The following is a 14,735-nucleotide window of genomic DNA, read 5'->3' as shown; positions in this document are numbered from 1 at the left end:
GAAGCCGGTGTCGGTGGCCGCTCCTACACTTGGTGAGTGCCTATCGTCCCCGTTGCTACGTCGTCGAAACTGAGCGTCAGAGGCGCTCGAGTTCACAACCTCAAGAACGTCGATCTCGAGATTCCCCGTGATTCGTTGGTGGTCTTCACGGGGTTGAGCGGATCGGGTAAGTCGAGCCTCGCGTTCGACACGATCTTCGCCGAGGGGCAGCGTCGCTACGTCGAGTCGCTCAGCGCCTACGCCAGGCAGTTCCTGGGTCAGGTCGACCGTCCCGACGTCGACTTCATCGAGGGGCTCAGCCCCGCCGTCAGCATCGACCAGAAGTCCACCAACCGCAACCCGCGGTCGACGGTCGGCACCATCACCGAGATCTACGACTACTTGCGCCTTCTGTGGGCGCGCATCGGCGTGCCCCACTGCCCGGTTTGCGGCGAGGTCATCCAACGACAGACGGTCCAGCAGGTTGCCGATCAACTCGTCGAGTTGGCCGAAGGCACGCGCTACCAGATCGTCGCGCCGATCGTGACGCAGAAGAAAGGCGAGTTCGTCGACCTGTTCCGCGAACTCGGGGCGAAGGGGTACTCCCGCGCGATCGTCGACGGCGACCTGATCCAGCTGTCCGAGCCTCCGGCGCTGAAGAAGAGCTACAAGCACGACATCGCGGTCGTCGTCGACCGATTGGTGGCGGGCCCCGACATCCTCGGGCGCGTGACGGATTCCGTCGAGACCGCGCTGGGTCTTGCGGGCGGCGTGATGCAGGTCAACTTCGTCGATGAAGAGGGCGACGATGCTTGGCAGAGTTTCTCCGAGAAGCTCTCGTGCCCCAACGGTCACCCCTTGCAGCTCACCGAGATCGAGCCGCGAACGTTCTCGTTCAACGCGCCGTTCGGCGCGTGTCCCGAGTGCTCCGGACTGGGCACGCGCATGGCCGTCGACGTCGAGCTGCTGCTCGGAGACGAATCCGCGTCCATCCGCGAAGGTGTCATCGTCCCCTGGACGACGCAGGGCAAGGGACTCTTCCAGTATTACGAGCGCCTGCTCGAGGGCCTCGCGCGCGACCTGAACTTCTCGCTCGATACCCCATGGCGCAAACTTCCCGAAGAGGTCCGCGAGGCGGTCCTGCGCGGCGAGGACTACAAGGTCACCGTCAAGTGGAAGAACCGCTACGGGCGCGAGATGCGCTACGCCTCGGGGTTCGAGGGCGTCGTGCCGTATATCGAGCGGCAGTGGCTGCAGGCGGAGTCCGACACGCAGCGCGGGCGCTGGGGCGAGTTCCTGCGCGAAGTCCCGTGCCCCGTCTGCGAGGGCGCCCGCCTGAAGCCCGAGGTGCTGGCCGTGCAGGTCCACGGCCACTCGATCGCGGATGTCACGCGGCTGAGTCTGTCCGATGCCTATGAGTTCATGCAGACTCTGCAGCTCACCGACCGCGAAGCAAAGATCGCGGCGCAGGTCCTGCGCGAGATCCGCGTGCGCCTGGACTTCCTGTTGCAGGTCGGTCTCACCTACCTGAACCTGGGCCGCTCGGCCGGTTCGCTCTCCGGTGGCGAGGCGCAACGCATCCGTCTCGCGACACAGATCGGCTCGGGCCTGACCGGCGTGCTGTACGTCCTCGACGAGCCCTCGATCGGGTTGCACCAGCGTGACAACCGACGTCTTGTTCGAACGCTCGAGACCCTGCGGGACCTCGGCAACACGCTGATCGTCGTCGAGCACGACGAAGAGACCATCCAGGCCGCGGACTGGGTCGTCGACATCGGTCCGCTGGCCGGCGTGCACGGTGGAACCGTTGTCCACTCCGGCCCCTATGAGGCGCTCCTGTCCGACGAGAATTCGCTCACCGGCGACTACCTCGCCGGGCGCCGTGAGATCCCGACTCCCCGCAAGCGCCGCAAGATCGATAAGAACCGCAAGATCACGGTCGTCGGTGCACGCGAGAACAATCTGCGGAACGTGAGCGCGGACTTCCCGCTCGGGGTACTCACCGCCGTCACCGGTGTGAGCGGCTCGGGAAAGTCTTCGCTCGTCAACGACATCCTGTACCAGGTGCTGGCGTCACGCCTGAACGGAGCCCGCACCGTTCCCGGCAAGCACACGCGCGTCACGGGCCTGGATGATCTCGACAAGGTCGTTCACGTCGACCAGAACCCCATCGGCCGCACGCCGCGCTCCAACCCGGCGACGTACACCGGCGTCTTCGACCGCGTTCGCACGCTCTTCAGCGAGACACCCGAGGCGAAGGTGCGCGGTTACCAGCCCGGTCGCTTCAGCTTCAATGTCAAGGGCGGACGCTGCGACGCCTGCTCGGGCGACGGCACGATCAAGATCGAGATGAACTTCCTGCCCGACGTTTATGTGGACTGCGAGGTGTGCCACGGCAAACGGTACAACCGCGACACCCTTGCCGTGCACTACAAGGGCAAGAACATCGCCGAGGTTCTGGAGATGTCGATCGAAGAGGCGGCGGACTTCTTCGAGCCGATCCAGGCGATCCACCGCTACCTCAAGACCTTGGTTGATGTCGGACTCGGATACGTCCGTCTCGGCCAGTCGGCCACGACGCTCAGCGGGGGAGAGGCGCAGCGCGTGAAGCTCGCCACCGAACTCCAGCGCCGCAGCAACGGACGCAGCATCTACGTTCTGGATGAGCCGACCACGGGTCTGCACTTCGAGGATGTCCGGCGCCTGCTCGAGGTCCTGGGCGGTCTGGTGGATAAGGGCAACACGGTCATCGTGATCGAGCACAATCTCGATGTCATCAAATCAGCGGACTGGGTCATCGACCTCGGCCCCGAAGGTGGGTCCGGTGGGGGGCAGATCGTCGCGAGCGGGACACCCGAGCAGGTGGCCCGCAACGAGAACAGCTTCACCGGTGCTTTCCTGGCGGAGGTGCTGGGGCAGCGCGAGCAACGCAAGGCGGGGTAACCGTGGCTGCAGCGTCGTCCCGCCCGCAGCTCCCGTATCGGCCCCGGGCGGGGGAGATCCCCACGAATCCGGGCGTGTATCGGTTTCGGGATACCTCCGGGCGGGTCCTCTACGTCGGCAAGGCGAAAAATCTCCGGTCTCGACTGAGCAACTACTTCGCGCCGTTGCACACGCTGCACGAGCGCACCCGCCGTATGGTCACGACGGCGTCCTCCGTGGAGTGGACGGTCGTCGGCAGCGACGTCGAGGCGCTCCAACTCGAGTACATGTGGATCAAAGAATTCGATCCACCCTTCAATGTCCGCTATCGCGACGACAAGTCGTACCCCTTCATGGCGATCACCCTCGCCGACGAGGCGCCCCGTGTCGTCGTGACCCGCAACCGCCGCATCAAGGGTGCCAAGTACTTCGGCCCCTACCCGAAGATCTGGGCCGTCCACGACACGATCGACCTGATGATCAAGGTCTTCCCGATCCGCACGTGCAGCGACTCGAGCTATCGCAAAGCCATGCAGACCGGGCGCCCCTGCTTCCCCGGCCAGATCGGCAAGTGCGGCGGGCCGTGCTCCATGAAGGTGACGATCGAAGAGCATCGCGCGATCGTCGATGACTTCGTCGCGTTCATGTCCGGTGGCGACCAGAGATTTCGGACGCAGCTCTCTGCGCGCATGCGTGAGGCATCCGCTGCGATGGACTACGAGAGCGCGGCGACCTACCGAGACAAACTCGCGGCCGTCGACGCGGTGCTCTCGCGTAGTGCCCTCGTGCTGGGTGAGGACGTCGACGCGGACCTATTCGGCATCGCTGAGGACGAACTCGCCGCGACCGTGCAGCACTTCGTCATCCGGGGCGGACGCATCCGTGGTGTCCGCGCCTCGACGATCGAGAAGGAACTCGATATCGAGGGCGGCGATCTGGTCGACCAGGTCCTGCAGCGCGCCTACGGCGAGGCACCGCCGGCAGACATCCCGCGCCGCGTCTTCGTGCCGACGCTTCCCTCGGATGCGACGGAGCTCGAGGAGTGGCTGCGCGAGAAGCGCGGTCGACCCGTCACCGTGCAGACCGCGCAGCGGGGACGCAAAGCCGATCTACAGCGCACGGCGAACCTCAACGCCCAACAGTCGCTCATGCTGCACAAGACCCGCCGCACGAGCGACTACATCGCCCGCAGCCAGGCCTTGACAGATCTGCAAGAGGCTCTGGGCCTCGCAGAGGCGCCCCTGCGGATCGAGTGCTTCGACGTGTCGCACCTCAGCGGGTCCAACGTGGTGGCGTCGATGGTGGTCTTCGAAGATGGGCTGCCGCGCAAAGATCAATACCGGTCGTTCTCGATCGCAGAGACGACGGATGACACGGACTCCATTCACCAGGTTCTGACGCGTCGACTGGCCTACCTCGACCGTCCCGAAGAGCCCGAGATCGAGGGCGCGCCGCGCAAGCGCCCCCGCTTCGCGTACCCGCCGCAGCTCCTGGTGGTCGATGGTGGGAGGCCACAGGTCGAGGCTGCGGCGCGAGCACTCGCGGACTCGGGGCACGAAGAGGTCGCGCTGTGCGGCATCGCGAAACGGCTGGAAGAGGTCTGGCTTCCCGGCGACGAGTATCCGGTCATCCTGCCGCGCACGAGCGAGGCCCTCTACCTGCTGCAACGGTTGCGAGACGAGGCTCACCGCTTCGCGATCACACATCAGCGGTCCCGTCGCCGCAAGGACATCCAGAGCGTCCTCGCCGAGATCCCCGGGCTCGGAGCCGAACGCATCCGGGTCCTGTTGCGGCACTTCGGTTCCGTCGCCGCACTCAAGCGGGCGAGCGCTGATGAGATCACCGAGGTGAAGGGCATCGGCCCCAAGCTCGCCGCGACCATCCAGTCCAGATTGCAGGACGCCGCCGAGGTGGCAGCGGCTGTCGAGGGCGCGAGCGTCCCGCCCCTCGCCGAGTCAGTAGGCTAGAAGAAGGGCGAATCGGGGCGGAGCGATGACGGATACGGACGGCAGCGCGGGGGAAGTCCTGGTGGTCACAGGCATGTCGGGGGCGGGAAGGTCGACAGTCGCCAACGCGCTCGAAGACCTCGACTGGTACGTGGTCGACAATCTGCCGCCGCAGATGTTGCGCCCGTTGCTCGACATCACGGGCCTCGCGGCCGGTGCGCTACCGCGTGTCGCCGCTGTTGTCGACGTGCGCGGAAGAGGGCTGTTCGAGGACCTCCCCGACGTGATGAGCGCACTTCGCAAGGGTCGCCAGGTGCGGCTCGTGTTCTTGGATGCCTCCGACGAAGTCCTCGTGCGCCGCTTCGAAGCGGTCCGGCGGCCGCATCCGTTGCAGGGCGAAGGCACGATCCTCGACGGGATTCAACGGGAACGGCGGCGCCTCGCTCCCATCCGCGAGAGCGCGGACCTGATCATCGACACGAGCGCTTACAACATCCACCAGCTCGCGACCACCGTGTCGGAGCTGTTTCTGGAGGAGAGCTCGGCGCGCCACACGATCACCGTGCAGAGCTTCGGCTTCAAATACGGCGTCCCGCCGGATGCAGACCTCGTGGCCGACATGAGATTTCTCCCCAACCCCTTCTGGAACGAGGACCTTCGTCACCTCACCGGTCAGGACGAACGGGTGAGAGACTTCGTGCTCGCGCAGGAAGGCGCGACCGAGTTCTTGGATGCTTACGCGTTGTCCCTGACGCCCGTATTCGCCGGGTATCAGCGGGAAAACAAGCGGCATTCCACCGTCGCCGTGGGCTGCACGGGGGGCAAACACCGCTCGGTCGCGATGGCGGAGCAGCTAGCCGCTCGGCTCTCCGCCGTGCCCGGGGTTGCCGTACGAGTGAAGCATCGCGATCTCGGTCGCGAGTAGGCTAGGCGGGTTCATGTTCGACCCGATCCGAGGAGCGCAGGTTGCCACTCACCGCCGATGTCAAGGCCGAACTGGTGACCATCCGCGAGTCGCGAGCAACGGCGCGCGTCGCCGAAGTGACGTCTTTGCTGCGTTTCTCGGGCGGACTGCACTCCATCGCGAACAGGATCGCCATCGAGGCGGAGCTGGACTCCGAGGTGCTCGCGCGTCGTACGGCGCGTGACCTGGTCGAGCTCTACGGTGTTCGTCCCGAGCTCGGTCACGTCCAGGCATCCTCCTCTCGCCAGGAGGGTCACTTCGTTGTTCGGGTCATCGAGGGCGGCGAGACACTCGCGCGCCAGACGGGCCTGCTCGATCAACGTCGTCGTCCCGTGCGCGGTCTGCCCAACAAGCTCACGACGGGATCGCGCGAAGACCTCGCCGCGATCTGGCGGGGGGCGTTCCTCGCGGCCGGCACCCTCACCGATCCCGGCCGCTCGGCGGCGCTGGAAGTCACCTGCCCCTCATCCGAAGCCGCGATGGCCCTCGTCGGCGCCGCACATCGCCTCGGCGTGGCCGCCAAGGCGCGCGAGGTACGGGGCGTTCACCGCGTCGTCGTCCGCGACGGTGAGGCCATACGCGCCCTCCTGCAGGCGATGGGCGCCCTTCGCGCTGCGGCGGAATGGGAGCAGCTGCGTCAACGGCGCGAAGTTCGCGCGGGAGTGAACCGCCTCGTGAACTTCGACGATGCCAATCTGCGTCGCTCGGCTCAAGCTGCCGTGGCTGCGTGCGCGCGCGTCGAGCGGGCTCTCGCGATCCTCGGCCCGGGCATTCCCGACCACCTGCGTGAGGCGGGGGAGCTGCGCCTGGCGCACCGCGAGGCGAGCCTCGATGAGCTCGGGCACCACGCCGATCCCCCCCTCACGAAGGACGCCGTCGCAGGACGTATCCGTCGACTTCTCGCGATGGCGGACAAGCGTGCCGAGGATGAGGGAATTCCCGGCACCGAGGCGGGAATCCCCGTCGACGTCGACGCCTGATCGGCGCGATCCACGCCTCACGAGGGTCACGTTGCATGCCCTGGATCGGGAAGCAAGTCCCTGGTCTCTGTGTTGCCCATCGTTAGGATGAGAACGTCATCCGCGCCGCGCGAAGCGTGGCACCGACAGGAGGAAATACGACTATGGCGACTTACACGCTGCCCGAACTTCCCTACGACTACGCCGCACTCGAGCCGCACATCAGCGCCTCGATCATGCAGCTGCACCACGACAAGCATCACCAGGCTTACGTGACCGGCGCCAACACGGCGCTCGAACAGCTCGCCGAGGCCCGCGACAAGGGCGACTTCGCGTTCGTCAACAAGCTCGAGAAGGACCTCGCTTTCAATCTCGGCGGACACACGAACCACTCGATCTTCTGGACCAACCTCTCGCCGAACGGTGGCGACAAGCCCACCGGTGAGCTCGCCGCCGCGATGGATGACCACTTCGGTTCGTTCGACAAGTTCACGGCCCACTTCACTGCCGCCGCGCTCGGCGTGCAGGGCTCCGGCTGGGCCGGACTGTTCTGGGACTCGATCGGTCAGAACCTGATCATCCAGCAGTTCTTCGACCAGCAGTCGCAGTTCGCCGCAGGCACGGTTCCCCTCCTGCTCCTGGATGTCTGGGAGCACGCGTACTACCTGGACTACAAGAACGTTCGCGCCGACTACGTGAAGGCTTTCTGGAACATCGCCAATTGGGCGGACGTTCAGACGCGTTTTGAGACCGCCCGTGAGAAGACTGCGGGTCTGCTGGTAATGTCGTGACGAAGGCGAGGACGCCGCTGAGCCCTTGCTGAGTCGAGGGCCCGGCGTCCTCCTTTCATCCCACAACGCGCGTATCCGCGCACCTAAAGGCGCCGCCCCGCGCCATGAGAATCGGGAGACACCGTGTCTGTCAAGATCGGCATCAACGGCTTCGGCCGCATCGGACGCAACTACCTTCGCGCGGCACTCGCGCAGGGCGCTGACCTGGAAATCGTGGCGGTGAACGACCTCACCGACAACAAGAGCCTTGCTCACCTCCTCAAGTACGACTCGGTCGGCGGCCCCCTGGCCGAAGACATCACGTACGACGCCGACTCGATCACCGTCGGCGGCAGGAAGATCCGTGTCTTCGAAGAACGCGACCCGGCGAACCTGCCCTGGGGCGAGCTCGGTGTGGACATCGTCATCGAGTCGACCGGTCGCTTCACGAAGGCCGAAGATGCCAAGAAGCACATCGCCGGCGGCGCGAAGAAGGTTCTGATCTCGGCGCCCGCCACGGGCGACGACGCGACCATCGTGATGGGCGTCAATGAAGAGACGTACAACCCCGAGACCGACGTCATCATCTCGAACGCGTCCTGCACGACCAACTGCCTCGCTCCGCTGGCAAAGGTCTTCAACGACGCGTTCGGCATCGAGCGCGGCTTCATGATGACCGCTCACGCCTACACGGCCGACCAGAACCTGCAGGACGGCCCCCACAGCGACCTGCGCCGTGCACGCGGCGCCGCGATCAACATCGTTCCCGCGTCGACCGGTGCGGCCAAGGCCATCGGCCTGGTTCTGCCGGAACTGCAGGGCAAGCTGAGCGGCTCGTCGTACCGCGTTCCGGTTCCCACCGGATCGATCGTCGACCTGACGATCATCACGCCCACCGAGGGACTGACGGTCGACCAGATCAACGCCGTCTACAAGACCGCAGCCGCCGAGGGGCGCCTCAACGGCATCCTCGAGTACACCGAGGACCCGATCGTGTCGAGCGACATCCAGGGCAACCCGCACTCGTCGATCTTCGACGCCGAGCTCACCAACGTCAGCGGCAACCTGGTCAAGGTCTCCAGCTGGTACGACAACGAGTGGGGTTACTCCAACCGCCTCGTCGACCTCACCGAGTACGTCGGCGAGCGTCTGTAGGTCTGTCGATGCCCCTGCGCACCCTCGACTCGCTGGGGTCGCTCGCCGGCACGCGCGTCATCGTCCGGTGTGATCTGAACGTCCCCCTGCGGGACGGGAAGATCACGGACGATGGCCGCGTGCGCGCGTCGTTGCCGACCCTGAATGCCCTCATCCAGCGCGGCGCCCGCGTCGTCGTCTGTTCGCATCTCGGTCGCCCCGACGGCGCGCCCGACCCGAAGTACAGCCTCGAACCGGTCGCGCAGCGCCTGTCGGAACTCCTCGCCAAGCCGGTCGCGTTCGCTCGGGACACGGTGGGGGAGTCCGCTCGAGAGGCTGTCGCCGCTCTGGAAGACGGCGATGTCGCGGTTCTCGAGAACCTGCGCTTCGAGCCGGGCGAGACGTCGAAGGATGCGGCCGAACGTCGCGCATTCGCGGAGCGCCTGGCGGCACTCGGTGACGCCCTCGTTTCGGACGGGTTCGGTGTTGTCCACCGCAAGCAGGCGAGTGTTTATGAGCTGGCCGAACTGGTGCCGTCCGCCGCAGGCCTGCTCATCCAGACGGAACTCGATGTCCTCGACCGGCTGACGGAGAACCCCGAGCGTCCCTACACCGTGGTGCTCGGCGGATCGAAGGTCAGCGACAAGCTCGGCGTCATCTCGCACCTTCTTCCGCGCGTTGACCGCATTCTGGTCGGCGGCGGCATGCTCTTCACCTTCCTCGCAGCGGAGGGTTCGAAGGTCGGTGCGAGCCTGCTCGAAGCGGATCAACTCGACACGGTTCGCGATTACGTGCAGACGGCGAAGGACACGGGCGTCGAGCTGGTGCTCCCCACGGACATCGTCGTCGCATCGAAGTTCGGTGCCGACGCCGAGCACACCGTCACGGCTGCCGACGCGATCGAAGAAACAGTGTTCGGTGCATCCGGTCTGGGACTGGACATCGGCCCCGAGACGGCGGCTCGTTTCGCCGAACTCATTCGGGGGAGCAAGACGGTCTTCTGGAACGGCCCGATGGGTGTCTTCGAGATTCCGGCATTCGCCGCCGGTACCAAGACTGTGGCGAAAGCCCTCACCGAGGTCGACGGCCTGAGCGTGGTCGGTGGCGGGGATTCCGCTGCCGCCGTGCGTCAGCTCGGCTTCTCGGACGATCAGTTCGGCCACATCTCGACGGGCGGCGGAGCCAGCCTGGAATTCCTCGAGGGTAAAAAGCTCCCCGGACTGGAGGTCCTCGGATGGGAACAGTGACACAGGGCGGCTCGCGCCAGGGGCGTACGCCGCTGATCGCCGGCAACTGGAAGATGAACCTCGACTACCAGCAGGCTATCGCGCTGGTACAGAAGCTCGATTGGGCTCTGAAGGACGCCAAGCACGACGCGAATTCTGTCGAGGTCGCCGTCTTCCCGCCTTTCACCGACCTGCGAAGTGTGCAGACGCTGATCTCGGCCGACAAGATCGAGTTCTCTCTCGGCGCGCAGGATCTCTCGGTCCACGACTCCGGCGCCTACACGGGTGAGATTTCGGGCCAGTTCCTGAAGAAGCTCGATTGCGGGTACGTCCTGATCGGACACTCCGAGCGCCGTCAGTACCACGACGAGGGCGATGAGGTCGTCGCGGCCAAGGTCAAGGCCGCCATCAAGAACGGCCTCGTGCCCGTGATCTGTGTCGGCGAGACCGCCGAGGATCTCGAAACGCATGGTGCGAGTGCTGTGCCGGTGGCGCAGTTGAAGACGGCCCTTGCGGATGTCGTAGCCGGCACCGAGTTCGTCGTCGCGTATGAGCCGGTCTGGGCCATCGGCTCCGGGCAGGCGGCTACCCCCGAACAGGCCCAGCAGGTCTGTGAGAAGCTTCGTGCGGTCGTCGCCGAGACGCTCGGAGACGACGCGGCCGCGGCGACACGCTTCCTATACGGTGGTTCGGTTGCGGCCGGCAACATCGCGGGTTTCATGCGTGAGCCCGATGTCGACGGGGCGCTTGTCGGAGGAGCGAGCCTCAAAGTGGACGACTTCGCAGCCATCATCCGTTATCAGAAACATGTAGGCGTCTAGGCTCGCGCCTATACTTGAGCACGCCGTTGTTTGACGACTGGCTGGTTTACAAACTTGCGCCCTCCCGACGGGTGCTCTGAAAGGCTTTTCCGGTGGAGATAATCGAATTCGTGATGCAGGTGATCCTCGGCATCACGAGCCTCTTGCTCACGCTGTTGATTCTTCTGCACAAAGGGCGCGGTGGTGGACTGTCCGACATGTTCGGCGGCGGTATGACATCGTCCCTGGGTTCTTCGGGCCTGGCGGAGCGAAACCTCAACCGGTTCACCATTGTGCTCGCCTTGACGTGGTTCGTGGCGATCGTCGCACTCGGCCTCATCGCCAAGTTCCAGGGGATCTGACATGGCTACAGGCGGCAACGCGATCCGCGGCACTCGGGTGGGCGCGGGCCCGATGGGCGAGCAGGACCACGGGTACCACGCGGAACGGATTGCCGTTCCGTACTGGGACGCCCTGGGTAATGAGACGGTGCGTTACTTCGCCGCCGGGGTGCCGGAGGACGAGATCCCGGACACGATCGACAGCCCGCACTCGGGTCTTCCGGCCGGGCGCGACAAGGCTAACCCGCCTGCTCTCGCCAAGACCGAGCCGTACAAGACGCACCTCGCCTATGTGAAGGAGCGTCGTACGGACGAGGAGGCGGCCGCGCTTCTCGACGATGCGCTACGTGCCTTGCGCGAGCGTCGCGGCCTCGACTGACCCGCTCCGAGACCTTTTCAGTCGGGGTCGATGAGTTCCGCGGGTACTTCCGCGGCCGCTTCGGCGTCGACGAAGAACAGCGTGCGGTGTCGACCCTTGGCCCCGGCGGCCGGGACGCTCGTGTAGCTCGCACCGGCGAGAGCCAGTCCCAGCGCGGAGGCCTTTTCGGATCCGGTCAGGACGAGCCAGACGCGCTGTGAGGCATTGAGGACCGGGCGCGTCAGCGTCACCCGGACCGGGGGTGCTTTGGGGGAGTCGTGCACGGCGACGGCCGCCCGATCCGTGACGCCGATCTCCGGGCGGTCGGGAAAGAGTGACGCAATGTGGGCGTCCGGCCCGACGCCGAGAAGACAGATGTCGAAGCTCGGCCATGCGCCGGCTTCCGCCGCATCCGACGTCGAGAAGCGAGCAAGCTCCGCCGCGTAGGCTTCGGCGGCGGCCTCGGGGGAGTCCGAGCCGTCGGAGGCGAGAATCTCGTGCACGTTCTCGTCCGGCACATCGAGCTGGCCGAGCAACGCACGACGCGCCTGAAGTGCGTTCCGATCCGGATCGGACTCGGGTACGTAGCGTTCGTCGCTCCACCAGAAATGCACACGGGACCAGTCCACGAGTCGTACGCCCGGCTGCGCGGCCACCGCCGCGAGAACGGCAACGCCGGCACGCCCGCCCGTGAGAGACACGTGGGCGATCGGGCGCTCGATGCTCAGGACGGTGAGTTTCTCAACCACCCGCCGTGCGACCACCGACATGACCGTGTCCCGGTCAGCGCTGACGACGACGCGACGATCCGTGAGATTCTCAGTCGACATGCGGCTCCCGGCTGACGGGCGGGTCCAATAGCTCCCAGCCCTCGGTGATCACACGACCATACAGCAGGTCGGGATCGAGGCGACGGAGCTCCTCGGCGAGGCATTCCCGCAGGGTGCGCCGCGGAAGCACCAGGTCGTGCTGCGGCTGCCCTTCCTGTGTGAGACAGGCAACGGCCGGCGAGGAACGCTCGAGCAGGATGTCTCCGCCGTCGCGTTGCAGCTGGACAGACTTGATCCCATCCACCCATTCTTCGGGCGGCATGTACTCCCAGGTCACCGGCACAGCGAGCTTGAGGCGCAGCCATGCCGCCAGGAGCGCGGTCGAGGGCGATGTGCTCGCACCGCGCACGAGGGCGCCCGTGATCGGGGCGAAGGGGGGCTGGTCGAGGACTGCTGCGAGCTGCTCCCGCCAATGCGTCAGACGAGTCCAAGCAAGATCGGTGTCGCCGGGGGCATGATTCTCGCCCAGCGTCGACAGACGGTCGGCGGCACGGGGGCCGGTCGACGCATCCGTGATCCGACGCTGAGCCATGCGGCCGAGCGGCGAATCGGACGGCCTGCGCGGCGGCTCGTCCGGCCACCACACCACGAGGGGCGCGTCCGGCAACAGCAGCCCGGTGACCAAGCTCTCTTCGTTCGACGCGGCGGATCCGGATGCACGAAGCACGATGACCTCGCTCGCGCCCGCGTCGCCGCCCACGCGGATCTGCGCGTCGAGTCGGGGCTCGCCGGATGTGTCGGTGAGCAGCACGATGACGCGCATCGGGTGTTCGCGTGATGCGTCGTTCGCGGCCTCGATCGCGTCCTCTTCGAGTCCGTGCCGTGTCGCGATGATGAGGGTGAGAACGCGGCCGAGGGCGACGACGCCGCCCTCTTCGCGGGCGTTGACCAGCGCCTTGGCGATCTGGCTCACGGTGGTATCGGGCATCTCGATGATCATGGGCGTCTCCACACTCGTCCGTCGCGGGCGAGAAGTTCGTCGGCCGAGGCAGGTCCCCACGAGCCGGGGCTGTACTGCTCGAGCGGTCCACCCTGCGCGGCCCAGAATTCCTCGATCGGATCGAGGATCCGCCACGAGAGTTCGACCTCTTCGTGGCGGGGGAACAGCGGCGGCTCACCCAGGAGCACGTCGAGGATGAGGCGCTCGTAGGCCTCGGGGCTTGCCTCGGTGAAGGCGTGGCCGTACCCGAAGTCCATCGTCACGTCGCGCACCTGCGTGCCCGCCCCGGGAACTTTCGATCCGAATCGGATGGTCACGCCCTCGTCCGGCTGAATCCGGATGACGAGCGCATTCTGACCGAGTTCGAGAGTCTGGCTGCGCAGGAAGAGGTGCTGCGGTGCGCGCTTGAATACGACCGCGATCTCGGTGACGCGACGGCCGAGCCGCTTGCCCGTGCGCAGGTAGAAGGGGACTCCGGACCAGCGTCGGGTCGCGATCTCGAGCTTCAGCGCCGCGAAGGTCTCGGTCGTCGAGGCCGAGTCCATGCCGTCTTCTTCGAGGAACCCCGCGACCTTGTCGCCACCCTGCCAGCCACCCGCGTACTGACCGCGAGCGGTCGATTCGGCGAGATTCGCCGGAAGTTGCACCGCCGCGAGAACCTTCTCCTTCTCTGCACGCAGATCGTGCGCCGAGAGTGAGATGGGCTCCTCCATGGCGGTCAGGGCCAGGAGCTGGAGCAGGTGATTCTGGATGACGTCGCGCGCCGCACCGATGCCGTCGTAGTAGCCGGCGCGGCCACCGACACCGATGTCCTCGGCCATCGTGATCTGTACGTGGTCGACGTAGTTTCCGTTCCAGAGCGGTTCGAACAACTCGTTCGCAAACCGTAGCGCCAGGATGTTCTGGACCGTCTCTTTGCCGAGGTAGTGGTCGATGCGGAAGATCGAGTCCGCCGGGAAGGCGACCTCGAGCGCGTCGTTCAGCGTTCGTGCCGAGGCGAGGTCGTGTCCGAATGGCTTCTCGATGACGACGCGGCGCCACGAATCGTCCCCGTTCGCGTTCTCGTTGACCAGTCCCGAGTCCCGCAGTTGCTTCGCGACCATCGCGAAGTCCTTCGGGGGGATGGAGAGGTAGAAAGCGTGATTGCCCATCGTGCCGCGTTCGACATCGAGCCGTTCGACGGTCTCGCGCAGGCGGCGGAAGGCATCCGGATCGTCGAACTCGCCCGACACGAAGCGAATGCCTTGCAACAGCTGGCGCCAGGTCTCTTCGCGGAACGGCGTGCGGGCATGCTGCTTCACGGCCTCGTAGACGACGTTCGCGAAGTCCTGGTCTTCCCAGTCGCGACGCGCGAATCCCACGAGCGCGAAGCCCGGGGGCAGGAGGCCGCGGTTGGCGAGGTCGTAAACCGCCGGCATCAGCTTCTTACGCGACAGATCGCCGGTAACTCCGAAAATGACGAGCGCGCTGGGGCCGGCGATGCGGTTGAGGCGACGATCGTCCGGGTCGCGCAGCGGGTTGTGCCCGCGCGAGATCTCGATGGGCATACAGGTGTGCCTCTCTGGG

At 66.0% G+C, this 14,735-nt stretch carries 13 protein-coding genes; 10 read left to right on the top strand and 3 right to left on the bottom strand.

Translation table 11 applies throughout. The features are described 5' to 3' along the window. The first annotated feature begins 36 nt into the window (after window positions 1-36). The 10 genes from uvrA to ACT9TC_RS02365 all read left to right on the top strand — a co-directional run bounded on the left by uvrA (window position 37) and on the right by ACT9TC_RS02365 (window position 11,420). A complete protein-coding gene (gene uvrA / locus ACT9TC_RS02410; protein ID WP_458041856.1) occupies window positions 37-2,922 on the top strand; it encodes an excinuclease ABC subunit UvrA in 2,886 nt (961 codons plus the stop codon). A gap of 2 nt (window positions 2,923-2,924) precedes the next feature. After that, entirely contained in the window at window positions 2,925-4,868 is a 1,944-nt protein-coding gene (uvrC, locus tag ACT9TC_RS02405) for an excinuclease ABC subunit UvrC (protein WP_458041855.1), read from the top strand. 25 nt (window positions 4,869-4,893) lie between these two features. Then, window positions 4,894-5,772, top strand: a complete 879-nt coding sequence (gene rapZ / locus ACT9TC_RS02400) for an RNase adapter RapZ (protein ID WP_458041854.1) — start codon at window positions 4,894-4,896, stop codon at window positions 5,770-5,772. A gap of 41 nt (window positions 5,773-5,813) precedes the next feature. Then, window positions 5,814-6,791, top strand: coding sequence for a DNA-binding protein WhiA (gene whiA / locus ACT9TC_RS02395; RefSeq protein ID WP_458041853.1), 978 nt, complete (start codon window positions 5,814-5,816; stop codon window positions 6,789-6,791). Between the two features lie 143 nt (window positions 6,792-6,934). Beyond that, the gene (locus ACT9TC_RS02390; protein ID WP_036295884.1) at window positions 6,935-7,561 is read left to right on the top strand and encodes a superoxide dismutase; all 627 of its coding nucleotides are present in this window, start codon (window positions 6,935-6,937) and stop codon (window positions 7,559-7,561) included. Window positions 7,562-7,684: 123 nt separating this feature from the next. Next, the gene (gene gap / locus ACT9TC_RS02385; RefSeq protein ID WP_458041852.1) at window positions 7,685-8,695 is read left to right on the top strand and encodes a type I glyceraldehyde-3-phosphate dehydrogenase; all 1,011 of its coding nucleotides are present in this window, start codon (window positions 7,685-7,687) and stop codon (window positions 8,693-8,695) included. A gap of 8 nt (window positions 8,696-8,703) precedes the next feature. Continuing rightward, the gene (locus tag ACT9TC_RS02380; RefSeq protein WP_458041851.1) at window positions 8,704-9,921 is read left to right on the top strand and encodes a phosphoglycerate kinase; all 1,218 of its coding nucleotides are present in this window, start codon (window positions 8,704-8,706) and stop codon (window positions 9,919-9,921) included. Continuing rightward, window positions 9,909-10,721: a triose-phosphate isomerase gene (gene tpiA / locus ACT9TC_RS02375; RefSeq protein ID WP_458041850.1), complete on the top strand. Its 813-nt coding sequence runs from the start codon at window positions 9,909-9,911 to the stop codon at window positions 10,719-10,721. Before ACT9TC_RS02380 ends, tpiA begins: the two co-directional genes overlap by 13 nt. A 92-nt stretch (window positions 10,722-10,813) precedes the next feature. Beyond that, window positions 10,814-11,062: a preprotein translocase subunit SecG gene (secG, locus tag ACT9TC_RS02370; protein ID WP_458041849.1), complete on the top strand. Its 249-nt coding sequence runs from the start codon at window positions 10,814-10,816 to the stop codon at window positions 11,060-11,062. 1 nt (window position 11,063) lies between these two features. Beyond that, on the top strand, window positions 11,064-11,420 hold the full coding sequence (locus ACT9TC_RS02365) for an RNA polymerase-binding protein RbpA (protein ID WP_458041848.1): 357 nt from the start codon (window positions 11,064-11,066) through the stop codon (window positions 11,418-11,420). A 17-nt stretch (window positions 11,421-11,437) separates the two neighbouring features. Here the strand turns inward: ACT9TC_RS02365 and pgl are convergent, their stop codons facing one another. Genes pgl through zwf form a run of 3 tightly spaced genes read right to left on the bottom strand, consistent with a single transcriptional unit; the run spans window position 11,438 to window position 14,716 of the window. Further along, window positions 11,438-12,229: a 6-phosphogluconolactonase gene (pgl, locus tag ACT9TC_RS02360; protein ID WP_458041847.1), complete on the bottom strand. Its 792-nt coding sequence runs from the start codon at window positions 12,227-12,229 to the stop codon at window positions 11,438-11,440. Continuing rightward, window positions 12,219-13,169: a glucose-6-phosphate dehydrogenase assembly protein OpcA gene (locus ACT9TC_RS02355; protein ID WP_458041846.1), complete on the bottom strand. Its 951-nt coding sequence runs from the start codon at window positions 13,167-13,169 to the stop codon at window positions 12,219-12,221. The genes pgl and ACT9TC_RS02355 overlap by 11 nt, the downstream gene beginning before the upstream one ends. Continuing rightward, window positions 13,166-14,716 (bottom strand): glucose-6-phosphate dehydrogenase, encoded by a 1,551-nt coding sequence (gene zwf, locus ACT9TC_RS02350; protein ID WP_458041845.1) that lies wholly within the window; start codon window positions 14,714-14,716, stop codon window positions 13,166-13,168. Before zwf ends, ACT9TC_RS02355 begins: the two co-directional genes overlap by 4 nt. Window positions 14,717-14,735 lie beyond the last annotated feature (19 nt).

Source organism: Microbacterium sp. HM-570 (genome assembly GCF_054165885.1).
The sequence above is the reverse complement of the archived record's forward strand: the minus strand, read 5'-3'. Positions and strand labels throughout refer to the sequence as shown.